This is a genomic window from Pseudomonas sp. 02C 26 (assembly GCF_002843585.1).
GTDB classification, from domain to species: domain Bacteria; phylum Pseudomonadota; class Gammaproteobacteria; order Pseudomonadales; family Pseudomonadaceae; genus Aquipseudomonas; species Aquipseudomonas shirazensis.
The window spans coordinates 4246643-4273061 of record NZ_CP025262.1 but is presented as its reverse complement, the minus strand read 5'-3'; the positions used below and the strand labels follow the sequence as shown (position 1 = coordinate 4273061).

The following is a 26419-nucleotide window of genomic DNA, read 5'->3' as shown; positions in this document are numbered from 1 at the left end:
GCGGCCCCTTTTGTTTATTTCTCTTCGCTCGGCGCTACCGGCGCCGGCGGTGGGCGCAGGCCCACTTCGGCGATCAGCTTGAGCTGCTTGCCATTGCGCATCACCTCGATCGCCACCTTGTCGGTCGGCTTGATCCGCGCCACTTGGTTCATCGACTTGCGCCCATCGCCCGCCGGCTCGCCGTTGATGCTCAGGATCACATCACCCAACTGCAAGCCTGCGCGCTGCGCCGGGCCATCGCGGAAGATCCCCGCTACGACGATCCCTGGTTTGCCTTCGAGGCCAAACGATTCGGCCAATTCCTGGCTGAGTGGCTGCACCTCGATCCCCAGCCAGCCGCGAATCACCTGGCCGTGTTCGATGATCGACTTCATCACCTCAAGCGCCAGTTTTACCGGGATGGCGAAGCCGATACCCTGCGAACCGCCGGACTTGGAGAAGATCGCCGTGTTGATACCGACCAGGTTGCCATTGGCGTCGACCAGCGCACCCCCGGAATTGCCGGGGTTGATCGCCGCATCGGTCTGGATGAAGTCTTCGTAGTTGTTCAGGCCCAGCTGGTTACGCCCGGTGGCGCTGATGATGCCCATGGTCACCGTCTGGCCAACCCCGAACGGGTTGCCGATGGCCAGCGAAACGTCGCCGATGTGGATAGTGTCGGAGCGGCCGATGGTAATCGCCGGCAGGTTCTTCAGGTCGATCTTGAGCACCGCCAGGTCGGTTTCCGGGTCGCTGCCGATCACTCGGGCCAAAGTCTCGCGGCCGTCCTTGAGGGCGACCACTATCTGGTCGGCACCGCTGGTGACGTGGTTGTTGGTCAGCAGGTAGCCTTCCGGGCTCATGATCACCGCCGAACCCAGGCTCGATTCCCAGCGCCGTTGCTTGGGCAGGTTGTCACCGAAGAAGCGGCGGAACTGCGGGTCTTCGAATAGTGGGTGGGCACTCTTGTTGACCACTTTGGTGGTGTACAGGTTGACCACCGCTGGCGCCGCCAGGGTGACGGCGTCGGCGTACGACACCGGGCCCTGCATGATCCGCGTGGTCTGCGGCGCCTGCTGCAGGTTGACGTCCTGGCTGGGCAGGCCGACCCACTCGGGAAAGCGCTGGATGACCAGCATGGCGATCAGTATGCCGGTAAGCAGTGGCCAGCCAAAGTAACGCAGAACCTTGAGCATCGAATCAATCCTGGAGTAGGGCAGGGCCGTCGCAGAGCGGCCCGGGGAGGCGCGCGCGATGATACACCTGAACACGGCGCGCGGCGACGGCCACTGCGGCGCATCGTCGGCGTGCGTTTGGCGGGCGCCTGCCAGCGGTATCCGCAGCGCCGGCGACAGCTCATAATGGCCGCCATTATAGGGGCTTGCGCCCTGCCTACATGCCACTGCGAGGAGATTTTTCATGGCCGTCGCCCTCACCACGCTGGTCACCGAAGCCGAACGCTATCTGAACAGCGTGCGGATCCAGGATTACTGCCCCAATGGCCTGCAAGTCGAAGGTCGGCCCCAGGTCAGCCGCATCGTCAGCGGCGTTACCGCAAGCCAGGCATTGCTTGATGCGGCAGTGGAAGCCGAGGCTGATCTGGTGCTGGTGCACCATGGTTATTTCTGGAAAGGCGAAGACCCGTGCATCACCGGCATCAAACAACGTCGCCTGAAGACGCTGCTCAAGCATGACATCAGCCTGCTGGCGTTCCATCTGCCGCTGGATGTGCACCCCGAGGTTGGCAACAACGTGCAACTGGCGCATCAGTTGGGCATCACCGTCGAAGGCCCCCTGGACCCAAACAATCCCAAGGTGGTAGGCATGCTCGGCTCGCTCGACGAGCCAGTCTCGGCGCGTGATTTCGCCCGCCGCGTGCAAGAGGTGCTGGGTCGCGAGCCGTTGCTGATCGAAGGCGAGCAACTGGTGCGGCGGATCGGTTGGTGCACCGGCGGCGGTCAGGGCTATATCGACACGGCGATTGCCCAGGGCGTCGACTTGTTCATCAGTGGCGAGGCCTCCGAACAGACCTTTCACAGCGCCCGCGAAAACGGCATCAGCTTCATCGCTGCCGGCCACCACGCTACCGAGCGCTATGGCGTGCAGGCGCTGGGTGACTATCTGGCCCGGCGCTTTGCCGTCGAGCACCTGTTCATCGACTGCCCGAATCCGATCTGAGCGCCAGATTGCGTGCTCTTACACCTGTTGAAGCCCCAAACCGACAGTCATATGGTTAGACCGTTTCGATCTAGCCGCCTGCCTAAATAGAAGCAGTCGCTGTGCTAAAGTGGCTCGCTCGAACACGGCCCGCTGGCCGTTCATAAGATCGTTTTACGTGAGTAGCCATGGTCGACAAACTGACGCACTTGAAACAGCTGGAGGCGGAAAGCATCCACATCATCCGCGAGGTGGCCGCCGAGTTCGACAACCCGGTGATGCTCTACTCGATCGGTAAAGACTCTGCCGTGATGCTGCACCTGGCGCGCAAGGCCTTCTTCCCGGGCAAGCTGCCGTTTCCGGTGATGCACGTCGATACCCAGTGGAAATTCCAGGAGATGTACAGCTTCCGCGACAAGATGGTCGAGGAAATGGGCCTGGAGTTGATCACCCACGTCAACCCGGAAGGGGTGGCGCAGGGCATCAACCCATTCACCCATGGCAGCTCCAAGCACACCGACATCATGAAGACCCAGGGCCTCAAGCAGGCACTGGACAAGTACGGCTTCGATGCCGCCTTCGGTGGTGCGCGCCGCGACGAGGAGAAATCCCGGGCCAAGGAGCGGGTCTATTCGTTCCGCGACAGCAAGCACCGCTGGGACCCGAAAAACCAGCGCCCTGAGCTGTGGAACGTCTACAACGGCAAGGTCAACAAAGGCGAGTCGATCCGCGTCTTCCCGCTGTCGAACTGGACCGAGCTGGACATCTGGCAGTACATCTACCTTGAAGGCATCCCGATCGTGCCGCTGTACTTCGCCGCCGAGCGTGAAGTCATCGAGAAGAACGGCACCCTGATCATGATCGACGACGAGCGCATTCTCGAGCACCTCTCCGAGGAAGAGAAAGCCCGCATTGTCAAGAAGAAGGTGCGCTTCCGTACCCTTGGCTGCTACCCGTTGACGGGCGCGGTGGAGTCGGATGCCGACAGCCTGACCGACATCATCCAGGAGATGCTCCTGACGCGCACTTCCGAGCGTCAGGGCCGGGTCATCGACCACGATGGCGCAGGCTCCATGGAAGACAAAAAACGCCAGGGCTACTTCTAATTTTCAGGGTTACTCCATGTCGCATCAATCCGATTTGATCAGCGAAGACATCGTCGCTTATCTGGCTCAGCACGAGCGCAAAGAACTGCTGCGGTTCCTTACCTGCGGCAACGTCGATGACGGCAAGAGCACCCTGATCGGGCGCCTGCTGCACGACTCGAAAATGATCTACGAGGACCACCTCGAGGCCATTACCCGCGACTCGAAGAAGTCCGGCACCACGGGCGAAGAAGTCGACCTGGCATTGCTGGTCGATGGCCTCCAGGCCGAGCGCGAGCAGGGCATCACCATCGATGTCGCCTACCGCTACTTCTCTACTGCCAAGCGCAAGTTCATCATCGCCGACACCCCGGGCCATGAGCAGTACACCCGCAACATGGCCACCGGTGCGTCGACCTGCGACCTGGCGATCATCCTCGTCGATGCCCGCTACGGCGTGCAGACCCAGACCCGTCGGCACAGCTACATCGCCTCGCTGCTGGGTATCAAGCACATCGTCGTTGCGGTCAACAAGATGGACCTCAAAGGCTTCGACGAGCAGCTGTTCGAGTCGATCAAGGCTGATTACCTGAAGTTTGCGCAGGCCATCGACCTGACACCGAGCAGCCTGCACTTCGTGCCGATGTCTGCGCTCAAGGGCGACAACGTGGTCAATCGCAGCGAGCGTTCGCCGTGGTACAGCGGCCAGACCTTGATGGAAATCCTCGAGACCGTCGAAGTCGCTGCCGACCGCAACTTCACCGACCTGCGTTTCCCGGTGCAGTACGTCAACCGGCCCAACCTGAACTTCCGCGGCTTTGCCGGCACCCTCGCCAGCGGCGTGGTGCACAAGGGCGACGAGATCGTCGTACTGCCGTCGGGCAAGAGCAGCCGGGTCAAATCCATCGTCACCTATGAAGGTGAACTGGAGCACGCCGGCCCAGGCCAGGCCGTGACCCTGACCATGGAAGACGAGATCGACATCTCCCGTGGCGACCTGCTGGTGCATGCCGACAACGTGCCGCCGGTGACCGACCAGTTCGACGCCATGCTCGTGTGGATGGCCGAAGAGCCGATGCTGCCGGGCAAGAAGTACGACATCAAGCGCGCCACCAGCTACGTGCCGGGCTCGATCGCCAGCATCACCCACAGGGTCGATGTGAACACCCTCGACAAGGGCGCGGCCAGTTCGCTGCAGTTGAACGAGATCGGCCGGGTCAAGGTCAGCCTCGATTCCGCCATCGCGCTGGACGGCTACGACAGCAACCGCACTACGGGCGCGTTCATCGTCATTGACCGCCTGACCAACGGCACCGTTGGTGCCGGCATGATCATCGCACCGCCGGTGCTGCCGCACGGCAGCACTGGTCAGCATGGCAAGCAGGCCCATGTCACCACCGAAGAGCGCGCTCTGCGCTTTGGTCAGCAGCCAGCCACCGTGCTGTTCAGCGGCCTGTCCGGCGCTGGCAAGAGCACCCTGGCCTATGCCGTGGAGCGCAAGCTGTTCGACATGGGCCGGGCGGTCTACGTGCTCGATGGCCAGAACCTGCGCCATGACCTGAACAAGGGCCTGCCACAGGACCGCGCCGGGCGCACCGAGAACTGGCGTCGCGCCGCACATGTCGCGCGTCAGTTCAACGAAGCCGGCATGTTGACCCTGGCTGCGTTCGTCGCACCGGATGCCGAAGGCCGCGAACAGGCCAAGGCGCTGATCGGCAAGGAGCGCTTGATCACGGTGTACGTGCAGGCTTCGCCACTGGCGTGCCGCGAGCGTGATCCACAAGGTCTGTATGCCGCTGGTGGCGATAACATCCCGGGCGAAAGCTTCCCGTTCGATGTGCCGCTGGATGCTGATCTGGTTATCGATACCCAGAGCAGCAGCGTCGAAGACGGCGTCAAGCAGGTGCTGGAAGTGTTGCGTCAGCGTGGTGCTATCTAAGACCCGTTGAGGTAACTGAAAAACCCCGCTTCGGCGGGGTTTTTTGTTTTTGCGGCTGATCGAATCATGGCCAGCAAGCGCATGCCACAGGCATTTGCAGCGCCCTTGGGATTTGCACTCTGCTCGCACCGCACGAGTCTGAGGCGTGCGTGGATGCTTCAGGAGGGCTTGAAGCCGTCCTTTCCATTTGCAATGCGCCATTCTCGGATGATCTCGAGGATCTGTTCCGGTTTACTCAATTCGTCAGATGCTGCCCAGTAAATTAGATCAGTTCCAGCTGGGTGCTCTGTGATACTTTCGAAGTGCTCAAGCAACGGAACTAATATTTCGTCCTCCTCATCCTCATTTGCCCGGTTGATCTCATGAAGTAAATCCAGGAAATTCTGCTCGGTGTACTCACTAAGACGATCCTTGAGAATCATGGCTTATCTCCGTAGTGAATGTCGTGGTGCGCTTGTGGTGTCACGACTCTGATATTGTCCAGATCGTAAACGGCACCACCTTCGCTGATAGGTACGACATGGTGCAGTACATAGCTAGCATGGCTCTTATATCTGTCGGTTTTACGGACCATGGGTGCTAATCCATGCTTACTCATCCGACTTCTATTTTGCTTGGTGAACTGGGATGAGACTGCCGTATCGTTACTGACAGTTTTCCAGAATTCTGCTCTGAAGGCATTAAAGTCTGCAAAGTTTTTCCCCTTCATGAGAGTCGCGATGTGCACTGGAATTGGCGCGCCTGTGGTGCTGCTAGCGTCACCTAGCCAGCGCTCGCCAACGGGTGCTCCGTTGCCTGTAACTATGCCGGGTTCATTTCGCCGACTCTTGAACACCACCAGCAGCGGGGGGAGTCCAGAGTCCGCGGGGAAAGTAATGATCAGGCGCTCGTGATCGAAGTCGAGCTCGGGATGGGTAAGCGGTTCTGGTATTACTGGGTTGAGACTGCTTCCGGTGTAAACAACCGTCCCTGGTGGTATCGCTGGCAGGCCGGCCGAACCGCCTTGCTCCAAGCCAGGTGCACTAGCTGGAGTCCAAGTGAGGATGCGTTGCGGATTGTCTAGTGCGAGGCTGTAGACCTGGCGTGCAGCGTCAAAGGTTGCAGTGCGTACAGGGACGGGTCGTCCCCCTGGCTCTACGAATAGCCTCAGCTGGTCGCTGTTTTCACTACCTGACAGAACATACGGTAGATCGACAGTTGCCGCTGACGTCGCCATCGCTGTGAGGTCGGGGCCACCGGGCGGTGTCAGATCGGCGACAGGGATACTGATGAGATAGCGGCGTTCGCTGTCGCCAAGCGATGAGGGCCAGAGGAGCGAAAGGGCCCCAACCAGCAACGGTGTCGAGAGCGCTAGGCTGGCGTTCGCGAGCTGAGTGACCGCCGCTGTGGTTGCTGCCTGGAGGGTGGTGTAGGCGCTCGCTGTGATAGCGAAGGTTGCCTTGCCGATGGGTAGGATCAGCGGCCCCGATGCGGCTAGCGGCATGGCTGAGATAAAACTCATGCCTAGGCGCTGAGCCTCGTTTCTTTGCCTTGTTTCTTCCTGACGTGCAGCTTCCTGTTTCAGTGCGGCAGCATGCATCTCTTGCAGTTGTTCAACTTCCAAGGCCCGCTGTATCAGGTTGTCCGACACGCCAGTGAATCGCTGCAGGTATCGAACTGACTCGTTCAGTGCCAAGGCTCGGTGATACTCTGCCCATAGAGGCCCCGCCCTTTTCAATCGCTGCTCATCGGTCAAGTGCTGCAATGCTTCTAGCTGCGGCTTGGACAGTGGGCTTACAATTTCCGGATTGGTGCTGCTGAAGGCAGGGACATTCGTCTGCAGGGCGCTTATAGCTGACAAGGCGCTGGCTTTGTAAGCCGACAGCGTCGCGGTCAGGTTCAGTGTTGGTTCAATGGGGGTGGCCTGGACCAACTGATTTTGCAGGAAATTTGGTAGGCATTCGAAGCAGATGCGTCTTTCTTCCTGCAATTGCAATGTTCTGCGCTCAATCGCTTTTGCCAAATCAAACTCGGGGGCGCTCTGTTCCGCTTGGTCAACTGTCGCAGCAAGTTCGGCGAAACCGTCGCTCATCGATTGAATGGTGATCGCTTTCAGATGGAGTTGATAAGCGCCATCGATGGATTTGTCCACCCGCCTCTCGAATTCTTTACTGAACGCTTCGTCGCGTTGGGTGAATACGCCTGGATCGTAGATCCTGGTCATCAGGGAGTCAGAGCGTTTGTAGAACCAGACAGCACCGTAGAAGCTCAGAGCGTCAGGCAGTACCGAGAGGTACTCCTTTCGAGTAGCGTTGATGAATGTAGTGAGCTGGTGCTGTTCTGCTGATCGCTTTGCGAATGCGTTCCCTGTCAGGGCGTTGGCTTGATGAAAAATCTGCGCACGTTCTGCTGAAATCTTGTTTGCCAGATTGCTTAGCAGGGGAGCGTACTGAGCAGCGTAGTGTTGTTCGTTGAATTGCCGTTCTTCGTCAAAAACTCGGCGAGCAGAGATTTCGCGCGCCAGATTGCGATTAGGTCCTCCGGTTCCACGGGGGCGCCCTTCGCTCAGCCCCCAGCCGCCAAACCCTGATCCTCCACCGCCTCCGGGTAGCGGCGTCAGTGGTACTCGGTCGGGTGCGACGGCGCTGATCCAGAGACCTTCGGTTAAGTGATATGCATTGTCTTGGGCCATGTCGATCCTCCTGATCGTTGCATGGCCAAACATGCCTCAACCCCATCTACTGGTATGTCAGGAGCAGCTGTTCCAGAAGTAGGGCTGAAGCTACCTCGCGGTGGGACGTTTCTAGATATGCTTCTCGGACACCGGAATCACCCGCCGCTCCTTGACTGCCTTGTAAGAAAAACTCGAATAGATCTCCTTCACCCCGGGCAACCGCTGCAGCACCTCGCGGGTAAATTCCCCAAACGATTCCAGATCCCGCGCCAGAATCTCCAGCAAAAAATCGTAGCGTCCGGACACGTTATGGCAAGCGACGATCTCGGGAATTTCCAGCAATCGCCGCTCAAATGCCAAGGCCATCTCTTTGGTATGTGAATCCATCATGATGCTGACGAACGCGGTCACGCCGAAGCCCAAGGCCTTGGGCGAGAGCACTGCCTGATAGCCAGTGATGTAGCCGTTGTCTTCGAGCAGCTTGACCCGCCGCCAGCAGGGCGAAGTGGTCAGGGAAACCCGATCGGCGAGTTCGGAAACCGTGAGGCGGGCGTTGTCCTGCAAGGCGCCGAGCAGGGCTCGATCGGTGCGGTCAAGGGTCGTAGGCATGGCTTGCCCTTCCAGAGAGTCAATTGTTGTTTTTATGCCCGCAGACGCCGATTTTGCTGGGCGACTTTGGAAAAATACCGGTGGTTCGTTGGCATAAGCTTATAACAAACCACAAGAGGCTGTAGCCATGGACGTTGCCAAGCGCCAATCCGGATTCTCCACCCGAGCCATTCACCACGGCTACGATCCGCTCGCCCATGGCGGGGCGCTGGTGCCGCCGATTTACCAGACGGCTACCTATGCCTTCCCCACGGTCGAATATGGCGCAGCGTGCTTTGCCGGGGAGCAGCCGGGGCATTTCTATAGCCGTATTTCCAACCCTACTCTGGACTTGCTGGAGCAGCGCATCGCCTCACTGGAAGGCGCTGAGGCAGGGCTGGCGCTTGCCTCAGGGATGGGCGCGATCACCGCCACCCTGTGGACTTTGCTGCGCCCTGGCGATGAGCTGCTTGTCGGCCAGACGCTCTATGGCTGCACCTTTGCCTTCCTGCACCACGGTATCGGCGAGTTCGGCGTCAAGATCCGGCACGTCGACCTCAACGACGCGCAGGCGCTGGCCGCTGCGATCAACGACAAAACTCGCATGATCTATTTCGAGTCGCCCGCCAACCCCACTCTGGAACTGGTCGATATTGCCGCGGTAGCGCAGGCCGTGCACGGTCGTGACATTCATGTGGTGGTCGACAACACCTTCTGTACACCTTACCTGCAGCGGCCGCTGGAACTTGGCGCGGATCTGGTGGTGCACTCGGCGACCAAGTACCTGAGCGGCCATGGCGACATCACTGCCGGGCTGGTGGCGGGGCGCAAGGCGTTGATTGACCGTGTTCGTCTGCAAGGTCTGAAAGACATGACTGGCGCGGTGCTGTCGCCGCACGATGCGTCATTGCTGATGCGCGGAATCAAGACGCTTGGCCTGCGCATGGATCGGCATTGCGCCAATGCGGCGCAGGTGGCTGCGTTTCTGCAGGGCCAGCAGCAGGTCGAGTTGCTGCATTATCCCGGCCTGGCGAGCTTCGCGCAGTACGCGCTGGCGCAGCGGCAGATGCGTTTGCCGGGTGGCATGATCGCCTTCGAACTCAAGGGTGGTATCGAAGCCGGTCGACGCTTCATGAATGCCCTGCAGCTGTTCAGCCGCGCGGTCAGCCTGGGTGATGCCGAGTCACTGGCCCAGCATCCAGCGAGCATGACCCACTCCAGCTATACCCCTGAAGAGCGTACGCAGCATGGCATAGGCGAGGGGTTGGTGCGGTTGTCGGTGGGGCTTGAGGATATCGAGGACCTGCTGGCTGATATCGAGCAGGCATTGCGCGCCAGCGTTTGAGCGGGCTCAGGCTTCGTTCATGAATCGAAAAGGGGCCGCTTTGCGGCCCTTCGCGGGTAAACCCGCTCCCACAAAAACCTGTGGGAGCGGGTTTACCCGCGAAGGGCCGCAAAGCGGCCCCAACATCAGCAATAAAACCTTGAAGAACCAGTGCTTACAGCTCGGATCAGCGCTTGAGGCCGTAGCTCTCGTCGAGCATCCCCGGCGAGTTAGGCGTCTTGGGCGCGTAGTCACGCGGCACTTCGGCGGTGTCTTTCGGCGGCGTCAGGCGATCGCGATGGCTTTGCGCAGCCTCCGAATGCAGCGCTGCCAGCAGACGCTGACGGGTCAGCTCGTCCAGGGCCAGGCGGTTGGCACCGTCGGCCAGGTGATCCTGCACATCCTGGTAGCTCTGGGTCAGGCGTTGAACCAGGGCTGCGGTGCTGTTGAAGTGGGTGACCACTTCACTTTGATAACTGTCGAAACGTTGCTGGATATCATCCAGTTGACGCTGTGTGCTGCTGGGCGCTGCGTTGGGCAGCAGGCGGGCCACGACGAAGCCGACGACTACGCCGACGACCAGGGCCAGGGTCGGCAACAACCAAACAAGGAGCGAGAGTTCCACGAGTCCTTCCTCTATAAACGGCTTTGCTTTACGTTAACGGCTCAGACCTGCGCTGTATACCGCGAACGATCGCAAATATTTCAGAACAGAATTCATCAGCTAGACGAGTCGACCCCTTCCGAGGTCACGGAGTAGTGCTTTGCTTATCCGCGAAACCCCCTTGTTCATCGATGGCCCATGCGGCCAACTGGAAGCCTTGCAGCTGGAAGTGGCCGAGCCGCGTGGCGTAGTGCTGATTTGCCACCCTAATCCGGTGCAGGGCGGAACCATGCTCAACAAGGTGGTCTCGACCCTGCAACGCACTGCTCGCGATGCTGGCTACAACACGCTGCGCTTCAATTACCGCGGCGTCGGCCAAAGCGCTGGCAGCCATGACATGGGCGCGGGTGAAGTGGCTGATGCCGAGGCCGTCGCCGCCTGGGTGCGGACCAGCTACCCCGAGCTGCCGCTGGTGCTGATGGGCTTCTCGTTTGGCGGTTTCGTTGCCGCGAGTCTTGCCGGGCGTCTGGAAAGCCAGGGCGCAACGCTGCAGCAGCTGTTCATGATCGCACCTGCTGTGATGCGTTTGAATGACGACTTCCCGCTGCCGCAGGTTTGTCCGTTGACCGTCATCCAGCCAGACAGCGACGAAGTCGTCGATCCTCAGCTGGTTTACGAATGGTCCGACAGCCTGTCGCGCCCCCATGAGCTGCTGAAAGTGGCAGAATGCGGACACTTTTTCCATGGCAAGCTGACCGATCTGAAGGATCTGGTGCTGCCGCGCCTCTCGAACTGAGCCAAGCCTGATCAAGCGATTACCCATGACTACGCGCATTCTTACCGGTATCACCACCACCGGCACCCCGCACCTGGGCAACTACGCCGGCGCCATTCGCCCGGCCATCCTTGCCAGCCAGCAGCCCGGTGCCGACTCGTTCTACTTCCTGGCCGACTATCACGCGCTGATCAAGTGCGATGACCCGCTGCGCATCCAGCGTTCGCGCCTGGAGATCGCCGCCACCTGGCTGGCGGGCGGGCTCGACCCGGACAAAGTCACCTTCTACCGTCAGTCCGACATCCCCGAGATCCCTGAGCTGACCTGGCTGCTGACCTGCGTTGCCGGCAAGGGCCTGCTCAACCGCGCCCACGCCTACAAGGCGTCGGTAGACAAGAACCTGGAAAACGGCGAAGACCCGGATGCCGGCGTGACCATGGGCCTGTTCAGCTACCCGGTGCTGATGGCGGCGGACATTCTCATGTTCAACGCGCACAAGGTGCCGGTTGGCCGTGACCAGATCCAGCACGTGGAAATGGCCCGTGACATTGGCCAGCGCTTCAACCACCTGTTCGGCCAGGGCAAGGAATTCTTCGCCATGCCCGAGGCGGTGATCGAGGAAAGCGTGGCGACCCTGCCGGGCCTTGATGGGCGCAAGATGTCCAAGAGCTACGACAACACCATCCCGTTGTTCGCCAGCGCCAAGGACATGAAAGACGCCATCTCGCGCATCGTCACCGACTCCCGTGCACCCGGCGAAGCGAAAGACCCGGACAGCTCGCACCTGTTCACCCTGTACCAGGCGTTCGCTACCCCGGCGCAATCGGCAGAGCTGCATGAAGCACTGCTGCAAGGGCTGGGCTGGGGCGAGGCCAAGCAGCGCCTGTTCCAGCTGCTGGACGGCCAACTGGCCGCGCCACGCGAGCATTACCATCAGCTGATCGCACGTCCTGCTGACCTTGAAGACATCCTTCTGGCCGGCGCGGCCAAGGCGCGCAAGAGCGCGACGCCGTTCCTTGAACAACTGCGTGAAGCGGTCGGCCTGCGCTCGTTCCGCAGCAGTGTCCAGGCCAGCACCGACGTGAAGAAAAAGGCCGCCAAGAGCGCCCGCTTTGTCAGCTTCCGTGATGAAGACGGCAGCTTCCGCTTCCGCCTGCTGGCCGCCGATGGCGAGCAATTGCTGCTGTCGCGCAGCTTCGCCGATGGCAAGAGCGCCGGTGCGGTGAGCAAGCAACTGCAGCAGGGTGGTGAAGCCGATGTACGCGTCGACGGCCTGAGCTTTGCCCTGTGGCTGAACGGTGAGCAGGTCGCGGAAGGCCCGCAGTTTGCCGATGCATCAGCGCGCGACGCTGCCGTGCAAGCCCTGCACGCAGCGCTCCAGCCACAAGCCGACTGAGGCATTTCGCCGCAAGTCTGATTGCCATTATGCGGGCCCGTCGCTACAGTGACGGCCCGCTTTTGTTACCTCGCCAGCGAATTATGACGCCTTTAGAACGATATCAAGCAGATCTCAAACGTCCCGATTTTTTCCATGATGCGGCGCAGGAAACAGCGGTGCGTCATCTGCAGCGTCTGTACGACGACCTGGTCGCGGCGCAGAACAACAAGCCCGGCGTGCTCGGCAAGCTGTTCGGCAAGAAGGACCAGGCCCCGGTCAAGGGCTTGTACTTCTGGGGTGGGGTAGGGCGCGGCAAGACCTATCTGGTCGACACCTTCTATGAGGCGCTGCCGTTCGAACAGAAGATGCGCACGCACTTCCACCGCTTCATGAAGCGCGTGCACGAAGAAATGCGCACGCTCAAGGGCGAGAAGAACCCGCTGACGGTGATCGCCAAGCGCTTCTCCAACGAAGCCCGGGTCATCTGTTTCGATGAGTTCTTCGTCTCTGACATTACCGATGCGATGATCCTCGGCACCTTGATGGAAGAGCTGTTCAAGAACGGCGTATCACTGGTCGCGACCTCCAACATCGTGCCTGACGGCCTGTACAAGGATGGCTTGCAGCGTGCGCGCTTCCTGCCGGCCATCGCCATGATCAAGCAGTACACCGATGTGGTGAACGTCGACAGCGGCGTCGACTATCGTCTGCGTCACCTCGAACAGGCCGAACTGTTCCACTTCCCGCTCGATGCCGCTGCGCACGAGAGCCTGCGCCAGAGCTTCAAGGCGCTGACCCCGGAGTGCACGCAGGCGGTCGAGAACGACGTGCTGATGATCGAGAATCGCGAGATTCACGCCCTGCGTACCTGTGACGATGTCGCCTGGTTCGACTTCCGCGCCTTGTGCGACGGGCCGCGCAGCCAGAACGACTACATCGAGCTGGGCAAGATCTTCCATGCCGTGCTGCTGAGCAATGTCGAGCAGATGGGTGTGGCTACCGACGATATCGCCCGGCGCTTCATCAACATGGTCGATGAGTTTTACGACCGTAACGTCAAGCTGATCATTTCAGCTGAGGTTGAGTTGAAGGATCTGTACACCGGCGGGCGGCTGAGCTTCGAGTTCCAGCGTACGCTGAGCCGTTTGCTGGAGATGCAGTCGCACGAGTTTCTGGCGCGAGCGCATAAGCCTTAATTCGGTGTAGTTGGGGCCGCTTTGCGGGTGAGCCCGCTCCCACAGGATTCGCAGCGCCGCCATGTGAGCTGTGGGAGCGGGTTCACCCGCGAAGGGCCGCAAGGCGGCCCCCATGCCCCTCAAGCCTCCTGCATGAACTGCTGCCGATACTGGTTCGGCGACAGCTCGGTATGCTGGCGGAACAGCCGGGCAAAGAAGCTCGCATCGTCGTAGCCCACCTCATAACTGATGGTCTTGATGCTCTTGCGGGTACTCGACAGCAAGCCCTTGGCGGTTTCGATGCGCAGCCGTTGCAGATAGTGCAGGGGCTTGTCGCCGGTAGCCGTCTGAAACCGGCGCATGAAATTGCGAATGCTCATGCCATGGTTGCGGGCGACGTCTTCAAAGCGGAATTTGTCCGCGAAATGCTCTTCAAGCCAGTGCTGAATCTGCAGGATGATCAGGTCCTGATGCAGCTTCTGCCCACCAAAACCCATACGCCCTGGGGTGTAGTTGCGTTGCACTTCATAGAGGATGTCGCGGGCTACCGCGCGGGCGACATTGGCCCCGCAGAAGCGCTCGATCAGGTAGATGTACAGGTCGCAGGCCGAGGTCGCGCCGCCCGCGCAGTACAGGTTGTCGGCATCGGTCAGGTGCTTGTCCTGGTTCAGCCGCACAGCCGGGAAGCGCTCGGCGAAGTCAGTGAAGAAGCGCCAGTAGGTGGTCGCCTCCTTGCCATCGAGCAAGCCCGCTTCGGCCAGCCAGTACACGCCGCTGGCTTCGCCACAGAGCACCGCGCCACGCGCATGCTGCTCGCGTAGCCATGGCAAGACCTGCGGATAACGCTGCTGAAGGTTGTCGAAGTCATCCCAGAACGCCGGCAGGATGATCACATCGGCATCGCCCAGGCCGCCGTCTACCGGCACCTGCACGTTGCTGAAGCTGTCCACTGGTGCCGCGTCGGGGCTGACCAGGCAGATTTCGAACATCGGTTGCAGGCCCAGGCCCATTTGCTTGCCGTAGCGCAGGCTGGCCAGGTGGAAGAAATCCTTGGCCTGCATCAGGGTCGAGGCGAACACATTATCGACGGCCAGAATGCTGACGCGCCGCAATGAAGCGGTGGGTTGGGTAAAGATCATTGTCATTGTTCTTATAGGGTAGAGTGGTCAATCACCGGCTGGATCGTCTTATTTTTTGGCGATTGTGTCTACCCCGTCCCGATCCAGCTGCCAGCGGCAGCTGGCTGACCCGCTGCCGCTTTGTTACGGCTGCATCACGGCGCCGGGTTTGGCTGATCCTGGTGCACCGCTTCGATGGCTGCCAGCAGCTCATCGCTCAAGTTCAGATCGGCGCTGGCGAGGTTGCTTTCCAGTTGTTCAAGGCTGGTCGCACCGATGATATTGCTGGTCACGAACGGCTGGCGGGTGACGAACGCCAGGGCCATCTGGGCCGGGTCCAGGCCATGCTCGCGGGCTATCTGCACGTAACGGCTGCAGGCGGCTACGGTCTGCGGGTTGGAGTAGCGGGCAAAGCGGTTGAACAGCGTCAACCGCGCGCCTTCAGGTCTGGCGCCATTTTCATACTTGCCGGCAAGCATGCCGAATGCCAGCGGCGAGTAGGCCAGCAGCCCGCATTGCTCGCGGATCGCCACTTCGGCCAGGCCGATCTCGAAGCTGCGGTTGAGCAGGTTGTAGGGGTTCTGGATCGATACTGCCCGCGGCCAACCGCGGCTCTCGGCCAGCTGCAGGAACTTCATCGTGCCCCATGGCGTTTCATTGGACAGGCCAATGTGACGGATCTTGCCGGCACGAACCTGTTCGTCGAGCACCTCGAGGGTTTCTTCCAGTGGCGTGAAGTGGTCCTGCGGCAGGTGCTGGTAGCCGAGCTTGCCGAAGAAGTTGGTGCTGCGCTCCGGCCAGTGCAGCTGATAAAGGTCGATGTGATCGGTCTGCAGGCGCTCAAGGCTTGCGTCCAGCGCGGCAACGATGTGCTGGCGGTTATGCTTGAGCTGGCCGTCGCGGATGTGGCTGATGCCGTTGCCCGGGCCGGCAACCTTGCTCGCCAGTGTCCACTGGTCGCGATCGCCGTTGGCCTTGAACCAGTTACCGATGATTCGTTCGGTGGCGGCGTAGGTCTCCGGGCGCGGCGGCACCGGGTACATCTCGGCGGTATCGATGAAGTTGATCCCGCCGGCCTTGGCCCGGGCGATCTGGGCAAACGCCTGGTCCTGATCGTTCTGCTCGCCCCAGGTCATGGTGCCCAGGCACAGGGCGCTGACGTTGAGGTCGGTACGGCCGAGCTTGCGGTATTCCATCTGGAAGCTTCTCTCTGGCGAAAAAGACCATAAAAGCAGGTTGAATTTTTTTCTGCAATCTGGATAATCCTGCCCCTCTCCGTTTTGCGGAAGTGATGCACTGCATTACGAGAGAAACCCGCCGGATATTGGACGTGCCCGACCCGAGCCCCCAATAGCGTCCGTATTCGGCTGCGTGCTTGCTTGTCAAGTTGCGCACTATCCAGTAAGATTCGCCGTCTATTTTTTATTGCTTGGGCGGCCTCTGAGGCTTTAGAGATAATGAAAACTTTTACTGCTAAACCAGAAACAGTTACGCGCGACTGGTTCGTCGTCGACGCCGCTGGTCAGACCCTGGGTCGTCTGGCTACCGAAATCGCTCTTCGTCTGCGTGGCAAGCACAAAGCTGAATACACCCCTCACGTTGACACCGGCGACTACATCGTCGTAATCAACGCCGAGCAGGTACGTGTCACTGGTGCTAAAACTACTGACAAAATGTACTACTCCCACTCCGGCTTCCCAGGTGGCATCAAGGAAATCAGCTTCGACAAGCTGATCGCCAAGGCCCCTGAGCGTATCATCGAGACCGCGGTCAAGGGCATGCTGCCTAAGAACCCGCTGGGTCGCGACATGTACCGCAAGCTGAAAGTGTACGCGGGCGCTGTTCACCCACACACTGCTCAGCAGCCTCAAGAACTGAAGATCTAACGGGATAGTTCATTATGTCGGCGACTCAAAATTACGGCACTGGCCGTCGCAAGACCGCAACCGCTCGCGTTTTCCTGCGTCCAGGTACCGGTAACATCTCCATCAACAACCGTCCTCTGGACACTTTCTTCGGTCGCGAAACCGCTCGCATGGTTGTTCGTCAACCCCTCGAGCTGACCGAGAACGTTGCCAAGTTCGACATCTACGTCACCGTTTCCGGTGGTGGTGTCAGCGGTCAAGCCGGTGCGATCCGTCATGGTATCACCCGCGCTCTGATGGCCTACGACGAAGCCCTGCGCCCTGCTCTGCGTCGCGCTGGCTACGTAACCCGCGATGCTCGTGAAGTCGAGCGTAAGAAAGTGGGTCTGCGTAAAGCACGTAAGCGTCCTCAGTACTCCAAGCGTTAATTTCGCTTCGGCAGTCGAAAGAAGCCCGGTTCCTTGGAACCGGGCTTTTTTTTTGCCTTGAACTAACCTGTCAGCATGTCCGTGGCGAGTCGCCTTATAGACGCAGATCAAGCAAAGCGTGGGTTGTAGACCGGGCCGGGGCTAATCACCTTGTCAGTGTGTGGATTTGTTTCTTACCATGGCGACCAAAATTTAGTGCCACAGACATTCACAAAATACAGGCCTGGTTCAACAGGCCAGAGCAGCTGATGGGAGAGGACTGAATGAGTAATGACGGCGTCAACGCAGGCCGGCGCCGCTTCCTCGTAGCCGCCACGTCCGTGGTGGGTGCAGCGGGGGCTGTGGGGGCTGCGGTACCGTTCGTGGGGTCATGGTTTCCCAGTGCCAAGGCGAAAGCCGCCGGTGCACCGGTGAAGGTCAATATTGCCAAGATTGAACCCGGCCAGCAGATGGTTGCTGAGTGGCGCGGGCAGCCAGTATTCATCGTGCGACGCACAGAAGAGATCCTCGGCAATCTCAAGAAAATCGTCGGCGAGCTCGCTGATCCGGAATCGCAGGCCTCGGTGCAGCCGACTTACGTCGACCCAGAGGTGCGCTCGATCAAGCCGGAAATCCTCCTGCTGGTTGGCCTGTGCACCCACCTGGGCTGCTCGCCGACCTTCCGTCCTGAAGTGGCGCCGGTCGATCTGGGGCCCAAGTGGGTCGGTGGCTATTTCTGCCCCTGCCACGGCTCTCATTACGACCTCGCTGGCCGCGTCTACAAGTCCCAGCCGGCACCTCTCAACCTGCCAGTGCCTCCGCACTCATACGAGACGGACGACATCATCGTCATCGGCGTCGATCAGGAGAACGCATGATGAGCAAGTTCATGGACTGGATCGATGCGCGCTTCCCCGCGACCAAGATGTGGGAAGAGCATCTGAGCAAATACTACGCGCCGAAGAACTTCAACTTCCTGTACTTCTTTGGCTCGCTGGCGTTGCTGGTGCTGGTCAACCAGATTGTTACCGGCGTCTGGCTGACCATGAGTTTCACCCCTTCGGCCGAAGAGGCGTTCGCCTCGGTCGAGTACATCATGCGCGATGTCGAGTACGGATGGATCCTGCGCTACCTGCACTCCACCGGCGCCTCGGCGTTCTTCATCGTGGTCTACCTGCACATGTTCCGCGGGCTGCTCTACGGCTCTTATCAGAAGCCGCGTGAGCTGGTCTGGCTGTTCGGCATGCTGATCTATCTGGCGCTGATGGCTGAAGCGTTCATGGGCTATCTGCTGCCTTGGGGCCAGATGTCGTATTGGGGTGCGCAGGTAATCATCTCGCTGTTCGGCGCCATCCCGGTGATCGGCGATGACCTGACCCAGTGGATTCGCGGCGACTACCTGATCTCGGGGATCACCCTGAACCGCTTCTTCGCCTTGCATGTGGTGGCCTTGCCGATCGTCATTCTCGGCCTGGTGGTGCTGCATATCCTGGCGCTGCACGAAGTCGGCTCGAACAACCCTGACGGCGTCGACATCAAGAAGCACAAGGACGAAAACGGCATCCCCCTCGACGGTATCCCGTTCCACCCGTACTACACCGTCAAGGATATCGTCGGCGTGGTGGTGTTCCTCTTCGTGTTCTGTTCGGTGGTGTTCTTCTTCCCGGAAATGGGCGGCTACTTCCTCGAAAAACCAAACTTCGAGCAAGCCAACGCCTTCAAGACACCCGAGCACATTGCTCCGGTGTGGTACTTCACACCGTTCTACGCGATCCTGCGCGCGGTGCCCGACAAACTGTTCGGCGTGATCGCCATGGGCGCCGCCATTGCCGTGTTGTTCGTGTTGCCCTGGCTTGACCGCAGCCCGGTACGTTCCATGCGCTACAAGGGCTGGCTGAGCAAGATCTGGCTGCTGGTGTTCTGCGTCAGCTTCGTGATTCTCGGTGTGCTGGGTGTGTTGGCGCCTACGCCGGGGCGGACCCTGCTGTCGCAGGTCTGTACCGTGCTGTATTTCGCCTACTTCCTGCTGATGCCGTTCTACACAAGGCTGGAGAAGACCAAAGCGGTTCCGGAAAGGGTGACTGGCTGATGAAAAAGCTTATTGCAGTACTGTTCCTGGCAGTGATGCCTGCCTTGTCCTTTGCCGCGGAACACGGCCTGGAGCTGGACAAGGTCGATATCGACCTGAGTGACAAAGCCGCCATGCAGGATGGTGCGCGGACCTTTGCCAACTATTGCATGGGCTGCCATAGCGCCAAGTTCCAGCGCTATGAGCGGGTCGCTGATGACCTGGGTATCCCCCATGAGCTGATGCTGGAAAACCTGGTGTTCACCGGTGCCAAGATCGGCGACCACATGCAGATCGGCATGCAGCCGGCTGATGCCAAGACCTGGTTCGGCGCTGCGCCGCCAGACCTGACCCTGGTTGCGCGGGTGCGTGGTACCGATTGGCTTTACTCGTACCTGCGTAGCTTCTATGAGGACAAGTCGCGGCCATACGGGGTCAACAACAAGGTCTTCCCCAACGTCGGCATGCCTAACGTGCTGGTTGGCCTGCAGGGTAATCAGGTGATTGGCTGCAAGCAGGTGCAGAGCGTCGTTGACGGCAAGAAGCAATATGACCCGTTGACGGGCAGCCCATTGACCCATGAAGCATGTGATCAGCTGACCATCGAGCCGAAATCCGGTACCCTGACGCCCGAGCAGTTCGACGAGAAGGTCAAGAACCTGGTGACCTTCCTGGCCTATTCGGCCAACCCGGTCAAACTGGAGAGCCAGCGCATCGGTACCTATGTGTTGCTGTACCTGGCTTTCTTCTTCGTGTTCGCCTACTTGCTCAAGCGCGAATACTGGAAGGACGTGCACTGATCACGCAGTAATTTCTGGTTAGTTGAACGCGCCCTGAGGCGCCCCGTGCAACTGCATTGGGCCCCTCAGGGCGCGTTTGCATTTGTGTTTTACAAGCATCCCCACGAGGAGGCGCTGCATGGGCGTAACCAACAGGTTAGCCTGCTATTCCGATCCCGCTGATCATTACTCGCACCGGGTCCGCCTGGTGCTCGCCGAAAAGGGCGTCAGCGTGCAGATCATCGACGTCGATCCTGGGCGTGTGCCACCCAAGCTGGTTGAAGTGAATCCTTACGCCAGTGTGCCAACCCTGGTTGATCGCGATCTGGCGCTGTATGAGTCGACCGTGGTCATGGAATACCTCGATGAGCGCTATCCGCACCCGCCACTGCTGCCGGTGTATCCGGTCGCACGCGGCAACAGCCGCCTGCTGGTGCACCGCATCCAGCGCGACTGGTGCTCGCTGGCCGACGTGCTGCTCGACAAGCGCAGCACCGAGGCTGCGCAGGCAAAGGCGCGCAAGGAACTGCGCGAGAGCCTGACCGGGGTTGCGCCATTGTTTGCCGAGATGGCCTGCTTCATGAGTGATGAGCAAAGCCTGGTCGATTGTTGTCTACTGCCCATACTCTGGCGTTTGCCGGTGATGGGTATCGAACTGCCGCGGCAAGCCAAGCCGCTGCTTGATTATATGGAGCGACAGTTCGCCCGCGAGCCATTCCAGGCGAGCCTGTCTGCTGCTGAACGTGAAATGCGCAAGCTTTAAGGAGCCGTTGATGAACTCCAGTCGCCCCTATCTGGTTAGAGCACTGTACGAGTGGATCGTCGACAACGATTGCACGCCTCATATGCTGGTCAATGCCGAGTTTCCGGCCGTCCAGGTGCCCCAGGGCTTCGCCAGTGATGGTCAGATTGTCCTGAACGTATCGCCCAGTGCCGTGCGAAGCCTGCACATGGATAACGACGCAGTGAGCTTTGAAGGCCGCTTCGGCGGCGTCGCGCATTCGTTGTTCGTGCCCACTGGCGCGATCCTGGGCATCTACGCCCGCGAGAACGGTCAGGGCATGGTGTTCGAGCTTGAGCCTTCGCTGCTGGATGATGAAGAGCTTGAGGATGAAGTTGACGAGCCGGATAACGACGGCCCGCCCGAAGGTGGTGGCCAGCCGCCGCGTCCTAGCGGACGACCGAGTCTGAAGGTGGTCAAGTAACAAAAAAGGCGATCCGAGAGGATCGCCTTTTTCGTAAGCGTTGGATCAGCAATTACAGGTCGGTAATGGTACGAACCTGATCCTTGTTGATGCGCGTGCGCTTGCCGTCCAGCTGTTCGAATTCATAAAAGCCAGAAGCGCGATCGAAGTGGGGCTGGTCCAATGCCTGCAGCTCACGGCCATCATTCAGGGTGATGATGCTCGGGCTGGAGCAGCCAGCCAGGGATGCGCAGGCGCCGATCAGCAGCGCGGGCAGCAGAAACTTGGTCATGGAGTATTTCCTGGATCGGGTAAGGAGGGCGGGAGGACGCAGCCCTCCCGCCGGGTGCGACTTAGTCGATGTATTCGAACAGTTTGACGATTTTCTGCACGCCGGAAACGCTTTGCACCACGCTGGTCGCGGCGTTGGCTTCGCCCTGGGTAACCAGGCCGAGCAGGTAGACGATACCGTTTTCGGTGATGACCTTGATGCGCGAGCCAGGCACATTGGCGTCGCCAAGCATCTGCGCCTTGATCTTGGTGGTCAGCCAGGCGTCGTTGTTGCGCGCCAGAATCGAAGACGGCTGCATCACCTGGATTTCGTTATGCACCTTCTTGACCCGTTGCACCTGGCCGGCGGTCTGCTCGGCGAGGCTTTTGAGGTCAGCACGCGGGGTTTGCCCGGCCAGCAGGACAACGCCGTTATAGCTGCTGACAACGATGTGCGAGCCTTTGTCCAGGTCAGGGTTGGCCTTGGCGATGTTGACCGAGACCTTGGTTTCGATCAGTGAATCGTCAATCTTGCTGCCGATGGTGCGAGTGCCGCGATCGTCCTCGATAGGATTGTCGCGGGTAGAGGTCAATACCGAACTGCAGCCGGAGAGGCTCAGGCACAGAGTCAGGGCCATCAGGCCAAAACGCTTGGGGATCATTCTTCACTCCCGAACAGTTGGCTGTCGATCAGATCACACAGGCAGTGGATCGCCAGCAGGTGGACTTCCTGGATGCGCGCAGTCACGTTCGACGGTACGCGAATCTCGACATCTTCGGGTAGCAGCAGCGAGGCCATGCCACCGCCGTCGCGCCCGGTCATTGCTACGACAATCATTTCACGATCATGTGCGGCCTGGATCGCTTGAATCACGTTCGCCGAGTTACCGCTGGTAGAGATCGCCAGCAGCACGTCGCCGGGCTGGCCGAGGGCGCGGATCTGCTTGGAGAACACTTCGTTGTAGCTGTAATCGTTGGCAATCGAGGTGATCGTCGAGCTGTCGGTGGTCAGCGCGATCGCCGGCAAGCTCGGGCGCTCACGCTCGAAACGGTTGAGCAACTCGGACGAGAAATGCTGAGCATCGCCGGCTGAGCCGCCGTTGCCGCAGGCGAGCATCTTGCCCTCATTGAGCATGGCATTGACCATGACCAGGCTGGCTTGCTCGATATGCGGCGCCAACATGTCCATTGCCTGTTGCTTGGTGTCGATGCTGGCCTGAAACAGCCGGCGAATTCGGGATTGCATGTCCATCTGGTGTGACCTTAAGAGGGGCGGTGGCCCGCGCGACGCGCAACAGGGACCAGCCCGCGAAACATAGAGCAAAAAATTCGCAGTGGGTTCAGCATTCGAAGGCGTTTTTCAGCCATTGCAGCGGTTGCCCTGCATGGCCGCTGCCTTGTAGAGCGATGACATCGAAGCGGCAGGGGTGATTGGCCCAGCGGAACTCCTTGTGCAGAAACATGCTGGCGGCCAGCGCCAGGCGTTGCTGCTTGCGCCCATCGATACTGCCGAGGGCGCCGCCGAAGTCTGCGTGCAGCCGATAGCGGACTTCGACGAATACTACTGTATCGGCGTCGAGCATGACCAGATCAAGCTCGCCTCCCTTGCATCGCCAATTGCGCGCCAGCAACTGCAGACCTTGCCCGAAAAGATACTCCAGGGCGTAGTCCTCAGCATCCTGGCCGGCGCGACCAGGCGATGCCGCCTGCATCAGCGCGGCGTGTCCGGCAGGCGTTTGACCTGGCCGCCGGCGAACTCTGCCCATGGCAGCTGACGCTCGATGCGCTGGCTCGGGTTCATGCTCAAGCTGCCGGACAGGCCCTGTACGCGATTGTCAGGCAGTGCCTTCAGTTGGCCCAGACGCGGTGCCAGGCTATACGCATCAACGCCCATCGCATAAAGCCGGCCGAGGCTGCCAGCGGCTTGTGGCCACTGCTGCACGACTTGTTGGCGCAGGCTGTTACTGCTGTCGAGCAGCCACGGCGTTTCGCAGAAGCGGATGCCGGTCATGTCGTTGTACTGGTTGACGTCACCGCTGGCGCTGTACAGGTTGGAGGTGGCGTAGACCGGCACATCCCCTGCGTACTGGAAGTTCAGCGTCGGCTTGATCTGTTGCGCCTGCTGCGGGGTGGCAGCGAGGAAGATGAAGTCGATGTCCTGGCGGCGTGACGGCTGTGCGGCAATGTTGCCACCGACCGTGCTTTGCAGGCTCTTGGCACGGCCTTCACTCTGGCGCAGCTGGAACAGCTCGGCGATTTGCTGGGCGAGGGCGACCGGCTGGGCGATACGCTCGGCAGCCAGCAGGGTGCCGCCGTTGCTTTCCCAGTCCTTGCGGAAGGCGGCCAGCACACGGTCGCCCCATTCGCCGCTCGGCACCAGCGCAACAGCGCGGACCAGGCCGTCGGCGCGTGCACGGCGCGACACTTCACGGGCTTCGTCTTCTGCGGCAAGGCCAAACTGGAACAGCTGCGGCGGTGCGCTCTGGCCTGCTTCGGCGTAGTTCAGGGCCAGGGTCGGCAGTGGCAACTGCGGGTAGGCGGCGAGCTTTTTCACCAGTGGTTTTTCCAGCGGGCCGACTACCAGTTGCACGCCATCGGCCTGAGCCTGGCGGTAGAAATCGTCCAGCGAGCTGATCCGCGAGCTGTCATAGACCTGGATCGCAGGTGCCTGTTGGCCTGCCTGCTGGGCCTGGAAGTGCGCGGCCATGAAGCCGTCACGCAAGGCGCGGGCGACGCCGGCCAGCGAGCCTTCCTGAGGCAGCAGCAGGGCGATCTTGGTCAGGGGCTGGCTGGCCAGTTCCTTGAGTTTGGTCAGCGCGGTCGGCAGTTGCTTGGCTGCGGGGTGCTCTGGATGCTGGTTGCGCCAGGCGTCGATCGCAGCCTGTTGCTGCTCCAGCGTGCCGGCGCTTTTTACCGCCAGGGCCAGGCTGGTCCAGCCGGCCAGGGTGTCGTTGCCAGTCGATTGCAGCTGCTCGGCAGGCAAGGCAGCGACCAGCGCCCAGACCGCGTCGTTGTTGGCGCTGGCCGCCTGGCCGCTGAGCAGAGGCGCCAGTTGCACCCGCTGCTGCGCTGCGGCCATGGTCTGGCCATCGGCTTCGAGGGCGGCGGCATGCACGCTGTAGGTGCGCACTTGCAGCTCAGCTGGCATCTCGCCCAGACGCTGCAGGCTAGGGTGGGCGAGGGCGGTCAGGGCAGCTTTGGGCTGGTTGCGGCTCATGGCCAGCTCAGCGCTCAAGGTGCTGGCGAACACCTGCTGAGCAGGCTTGAGCGGGTCCAGTGGTACCTGTTCGAGAATCCGCGCTGCGCGTGGATAGTCCTTTTGCTTGTAGGCCAGGTCGGCAGCGCTCAGGCGCAGCAGGGCTGCGTCCTCGGGCGACTTGCTGGTGGCTGCCTGCTCGAGCAGTTGCTCGATACTGGCGTCCGGGGTGCGCGGGAGTTCGCCCAGGCTGGATGAGGGCGAGCTTGCGCAAGCTGCCAGCAAGGCAGCGAGGCAGAGGGCTGTGAGCAGCCGCAGACAAGCGATCATGTAAAAGTCCTGTTACTCGATCTGGTTGGCCGACGATTGTACCCAACCACTGGCCGGGGCGCGATGTCGCTGACGTGCAACCTTCACTATAGGTGGCTTGAAGCGGGCCGCCGGTGAAGATGTTTGCGCCCTGTTACCGGTGCTCGGGCTACAATGTCGCCTTTGATCCGAAAGACAGGTGCGCGCAGTGACAGATGTAGCAGGGGCTTCGAAATCCACCACAGGCACGCTGTACGTGGTGGCTACGCCGATCGGCAACCTCGATGACATGAGTGCCCGCGCGCTCAAGGTGCTGGCGGATGTAGCCTTGATCGCCGCCGAAGACACCCGCCATTCAATGCGCCTGATGCAGCACTTCGGTATCAGCACGCCGCTGGCTGCCTGCCATGAGCACAATGAGCGCGACGAGGGCGGGCGTTTTCTGACTCGCTTGCTGGCGGGCGACGATATTGCGCTGGTCTCTGACGCTGGCACGCCGCTGATTTCCGACCCGGGTTATCACCTGGTGCGCCAGGCTCGCGCTGCCGGCGTGAAAGTGGTTCCGGTGCCCGGCGCCTGCGCGCTGATTGCTGCGTTGTCGGCCGCTGGCCTGCCGTCCGACCGGTTTATCTTCGAAGGCTTTCTGCCTGCCAAGACTGCTGGGCGGCGTGCCCGCCTGGAACAGGTCAAGGAAGAGCCGCGTACGCTGATCTTCTATGAGGCCCCGCACCGCATTCTGGAATGCCTCGATGACATGCAGGCGGTGTTCGGTGCGGATCGCCCGGCGCTGCTTGGGCGTGAGCTGACCAAGGCGTTCGAAACACTCAAGGGCCTGCCGCTGGGCGAGTTGCACGCGTTTGTTGCCGCCGACAGTAATCAGCAGCGCGGCGAATGCGTGGTGTTGGTGGGGGGCTGGAGTGCGCCCGAAGACGAGCAGGCGATCAGCACCGAGGCGCAGCGCGTTCTGGACTTGCTGTTGGCTGAATTGCCACTCAAGCGCGCAGCGGCGCTGGCTGCGGAAATTACCGGGGTGCGCAAGAACTTGCTGTATCAGGCGGCCCTGGAAAAGCAGAAAGCCGATTGAGCATTAGCGACATCCTGTTGCTCTAAAGCTTGTTCTTGAGCGCGCCTGACGTTACCCTTGTCGGCGGAGAGTCGATTGGACAGTCGCTGCCTTCTTTTGTTCCGCAAAAGAGGGGGGAGGAAAGTCCGGGCTCCATAGGGCAGAGTGCCAGGTAACCCCTGGGAGGCGTGAGCCTACGGAAAGTGCCACAGAAAATAACCGCCTAAGCACTTCGGTGCCGGTAAGGGTGAAAAGGTGCGGTAAGAGCGCACCGCGCGACTGGCAACAGTTCGTGGCTAGGTAAACCCCACTCGGAGCAAGACCAAATAGGGTTCCATTAGGCGTGGCCCGCGTCGGAACCGGGTAGGTTGCTAGAGGCGTCCAGTGATGGCCGTCGTAGAGGAATGACTGTCCTCGACAAAACCCGGCTTATAGATCGACTCTCCACCTCTCCCTCCCTGCTGTAATCGACAGCAGAAGCACCTTGGTAATACCGAAAAAAT

The 26419-nt window shown here is 60.5% G+C and carries 27 protein-coding genes and 1 other RNA gene; 16 read left to right on the top strand and 12 right to left on the bottom strand.

Translation table 11 applies throughout. The features are described from left to right. Nucleotides 1-14: 14 nt before the first annotated feature. Entirely contained in the window at nt 15-1175 is a 1161-nt protein-coding gene (algW, locus tag CXQ80_RS19485) for a Do family serine endopeptidase AlgW (RefSeq protein ID WP_101322025.1), read from the bottom strand. Between the two features lie 223 nt (nt 1176-1398). On the opposite strand from algW, the gene CXQ80_RS19480 reads away from it, so the two are divergent. The 3 genes from CXQ80_RS19480 to cysN all read left to right on the top strand — a co-directional run bounded on the left by CXQ80_RS19480 (nt 1399) and on the right by cysN (nt 5160). Then, a complete protein-coding gene (locus tag CXQ80_RS19480) occupies nt 1399-2157 on the top strand; it encodes a Nif3-like dinuclear metal center hexameric protein (RefSeq protein WP_101322024.1) in 759 nt (252 codons plus the stop codon). 167 nt (nt 2158-2324) lie between these two features. Beyond that, nucleotides 2325-3242 (top strand): sulfate adenylyltransferase subunit CysD, encoded by a 918-nt coding sequence (gene cysD, locus CXQ80_RS19475; RefSeq protein ID WP_101322023.1) that lies wholly within the window; start codon nt 2325-2327, stop codon nt 3240-3242. A 16-nt stretch (nt 3243-3258) separates the two neighbouring features. Continuing rightward, nucleotides 3259-5160 (top strand): sulfate adenylyltransferase subunit CysN, encoded by a 1902-nt coding sequence (gene cysN, locus CXQ80_RS19470; RefSeq protein WP_101322022.1) that lies wholly within the window; start codon nt 3259-3261, stop codon nt 5158-5160. 158 nt (nt 5161-5318) lie between these two features. Here cysN and CXQ80_RS19465 read toward each other — a convergent pair whose 3' ends face one another. The 3 genes from CXQ80_RS19465 to CXQ80_RS19455 all read right to left on the bottom strand — a co-directional run bounded on the left by CXQ80_RS19465 (nt 5319) and on the right by CXQ80_RS19455 (nt 8422). Then, the gene (locus tag CXQ80_RS19465) at nt 5319-5582 is read right to left on the bottom strand and encodes a bacteriocin immunity protein (RefSeq protein ID WP_101322021.1); all 264 of its coding nucleotides are present in this window, start codon (nt 5580-5582) and stop codon (nt 5319-5321) included. Continuing rightward, nucleotides 5579-7831, bottom strand: coding sequence for an S-type pyocin domain-containing protein (locus tag CXQ80_RS19460; RefSeq protein WP_101322020.1), 2253 nt, complete (start codon nt 7829-7831; stop codon nt 5579-5581). The genes CXQ80_RS19465 and CXQ80_RS19460 overlap by 4 nt, the downstream gene beginning before the upstream one ends. Before the next feature lie 111 nt (nt 7832-7942). Beyond that, complete coding sequence (locus CXQ80_RS19455) at nt 7943-8422, bottom strand: Lrp/AsnC family transcriptional regulator (RefSeq protein WP_101322019.1); 480 nt, start codon at nt 8420-8422, stop codon at nt 7943-7945. A 127-nt stretch (nt 8423-8549) separates the two neighbouring features. Here CXQ80_RS19455 and CXQ80_RS19450 point away from each other — a divergent pair, with 127 nt between their 5' ends. Further along, nucleotides 8550-9746, top strand: a complete 1197-nt coding sequence (locus CXQ80_RS19450; protein ID WP_101322018.1) for a methionine gamma-lyase — start codon at nt 8550-8552, stop codon at nt 9744-9746. A gap of 166 nt (nt 9747-9912) precedes the next feature. Here the strand turns inward: CXQ80_RS19450 and CXQ80_RS19445 are convergent, their stop codons facing one another. Further along, nucleotides 9913-10350, bottom strand: coding sequence for a YhcB family protein (locus CXQ80_RS19445; RefSeq protein ID WP_101322017.1), 438 nt, complete (start codon nt 10348-10350; stop codon nt 9913-9915). Nucleotides 10351-10489: 139 nt separating this feature from the next. Here CXQ80_RS19445 and CXQ80_RS19440 point away from each other — a divergent pair, with 139 nt between their 5' ends. From CXQ80_RS19440 to zapE, 3 genes are all read left to right on the top strand, one after another. Next, a complete protein-coding gene (locus CXQ80_RS19440) occupies nt 10490-11125 on the top strand; it encodes an alpha/beta hydrolase (RefSeq protein ID WP_101322016.1) in 636 nt (211 codons plus the stop codon). 25 nt (nt 11126-11150) lie between these two features. Beyond that, on the top strand, nt 11151-12500 hold the full coding sequence (locus tag CXQ80_RS19435) for a tryptophan--tRNA ligase (protein WP_101322015.1): 1350 nt from the start codon (nt 11151-11153) through the stop codon (nt 12498-12500). A gap of 83 nt (nt 12501-12583) precedes the next feature. Further along, nucleotides 12584-13678, top strand: a complete 1095-nt coding sequence (zapE, locus tag CXQ80_RS19430) for a cell division protein ZapE (protein ID WP_101322014.1) — start codon at nt 12584-12586, stop codon at nt 13676-13678. Between the two features lie 119 nt (nt 13679-13797). On the opposite strand, the gene CXQ80_RS19425 is transcribed toward zapE, so the two are convergent. Together CXQ80_RS19425 and CXQ80_RS19420 are read right to left on the bottom strand one after the other, a co-directional pair. Further along, nucleotides 13798-14694, bottom strand: coding sequence for a GlxA family transcriptional regulator (locus CXQ80_RS19425; RefSeq protein ID WP_178080845.1), 897 nt, complete (start codon nt 14692-14694; stop codon nt 13798-13800). A 236-nt stretch (nt 14695-14930) separates the two neighbouring features. Next, the gene (locus CXQ80_RS19420) at nt 14931-15971 is read right to left on the bottom strand and encodes an NADP(H)-dependent aldo-keto reductase (RefSeq protein WP_101322012.1); all 1041 of its coding nucleotides are present in this window, start codon (nt 15969-15971) and stop codon (nt 14931-14933) included. 261 nt (nt 15972-16232) lie between these two features. Here CXQ80_RS19420 and rplM point away from each other — a divergent pair, with 261 nt between their 5' ends. The 7 genes from rplM to CXQ80_RS19385 all read left to right on the top strand — a co-directional run bounded on the left by rplM (nt 16233) and on the right by CXQ80_RS19385 (nt 21099). Then, a complete protein-coding gene (rplM, locus tag CXQ80_RS19415) occupies nt 16233-16661 on the top strand; it encodes a 50S ribosomal protein L13 (RefSeq protein ID WP_101322011.1) in 429 nt (142 codons plus the stop codon). A 14-nt stretch (nt 16662-16675) separates the two neighbouring features. Further along, nucleotides 16676-17068: a 30S ribosomal protein S9 gene (gene rpsI / locus CXQ80_RS19410; protein ID WP_101322010.1), complete on the top strand. Its 393-nt coding sequence runs from the start codon at nt 16676-16678 to the stop codon at nt 17066-17068. Nucleotides 17069-17331: 263 nt separating this feature from the next. Beyond that, nucleotides 17332-17925, top strand: coding sequence for a ubiquinol-cytochrome c reductase iron-sulfur subunit (gene petA, locus CXQ80_RS19405; RefSeq protein WP_101322009.1), 594 nt, complete (start codon nt 17332-17334; stop codon nt 17923-17925). Further along, complete coding sequence (locus tag CXQ80_RS19400) at nt 17925-19136, top strand: cytochrome bc complex cytochrome b subunit (RefSeq protein WP_101322008.1); 1212 nt, start codon at nt 17925-17927, stop codon at nt 19134-19136. Before petA ends, CXQ80_RS19400 begins: the two co-directional genes overlap by 1 nt. Next, entirely contained in the window at nt 19136-19915 is a 780-nt protein-coding gene (locus CXQ80_RS19395) for a cytochrome c1 (RefSeq protein WP_101322007.1), read from the top strand. The genes CXQ80_RS19400 and CXQ80_RS19395 overlap by 1 nt, the downstream gene beginning before the upstream one ends. A 118-nt stretch (nt 19916-20033) precedes the next feature. Next, a complete protein-coding gene (locus CXQ80_RS19390; RefSeq protein ID WP_101322006.1) occupies nt 20034-20657 on the top strand; it encodes a glutathione S-transferase N-terminal domain-containing protein in 624 nt (207 codons plus the stop codon). A gap of 10 nt (nt 20658-20667) precedes the next feature. Further along, the gene (locus tag CXQ80_RS19385) at nt 20668-21099 is read left to right on the top strand and encodes a ClpXP protease specificity-enhancing factor (RefSeq protein WP_101322005.1); all 432 of its coding nucleotides are present in this window, start codon (nt 20668-20670) and stop codon (nt 21097-21099) included. 52 nt (nt 21100-21151) lie between these two features. On the opposite strand, the gene CXQ80_RS19380 is transcribed toward CXQ80_RS19385, so the two are convergent. From CXQ80_RS19380 to CXQ80_RS19360, 5 genes are all read right to left on the bottom strand, one after another. After that, nucleotides 21152-21370 carry a YgdI/YgdR family lipoprotein gene (locus CXQ80_RS19380; protein ID WP_101322004.1) on the bottom strand — a complete coding sequence of 73 codons (219 nt, stop codon included), beginning with the start codon at nt 21368-21370 and terminating at the stop codon, nt 21152-21154. Between the two features lie 61 nt (nt 21371-21431). Next, complete coding sequence (locus CXQ80_RS19375; protein WP_101322003.1) at nt 21432-22010, bottom strand: BON domain-containing protein; 579 nt, start codon at nt 22008-22010, stop codon at nt 21432-21434. Further along, the gene (locus CXQ80_RS19370) at nt 22007-22600 is read right to left on the bottom strand and encodes a phosphoheptose isomerase (protein WP_101322002.1); all 594 of its coding nucleotides are present in this window, start codon (nt 22598-22600) and stop codon (nt 22007-22009) included. The genes CXQ80_RS19375 and CXQ80_RS19370 overlap by 4 nt, the downstream gene beginning before the upstream one ends. 88 nt (nt 22601-22688) lie before the next feature. Then, nucleotides 22689-23060 carry a YraN family protein gene (locus tag CXQ80_RS19365; RefSeq protein ID WP_101322001.1) on the bottom strand — a complete coding sequence of 124 codons (372 nt, stop codon included), beginning with the start codon at nt 23058-23060 and terminating at the stop codon, nt 22689-22691. Then, a complete protein-coding gene (locus CXQ80_RS19360) occupies nt 23060-24874 on the bottom strand; it encodes a penicillin-binding protein activator (protein ID WP_101322000.1) in 1815 nt (604 codons plus the stop codon). Before CXQ80_RS19360 ends, CXQ80_RS19365 begins: the two co-directional genes overlap by 1 nt. A 187-nt stretch (nt 24875-25061) precedes the next feature. Between CXQ80_RS19360 and rsmI the strand changes: the two genes are divergently transcribed. Together rsmI and rnpB are read left to right on the top strand one after the other, a co-directional pair. Then, the gene (gene rsmI / locus CXQ80_RS19355) at nt 25062-25937 is read left to right on the top strand and encodes a 16S rRNA (cytidine(1402)-2'-O)-methyltransferase (protein ID WP_101321999.1); all 876 of its coding nucleotides are present in this window, start codon (nt 25062-25064) and stop codon (nt 25935-25937) included. Nucleotides 25938-26004: 67 nt separating this feature from the next. After that, nucleotides 26005-26364: RNase P RNA component class A (gene rnpB, locus CXQ80_RS19350), an RNA gene on the top strand. The last annotated feature ends 55 nt before the right edge of the window (nt 26365-26419 follow it).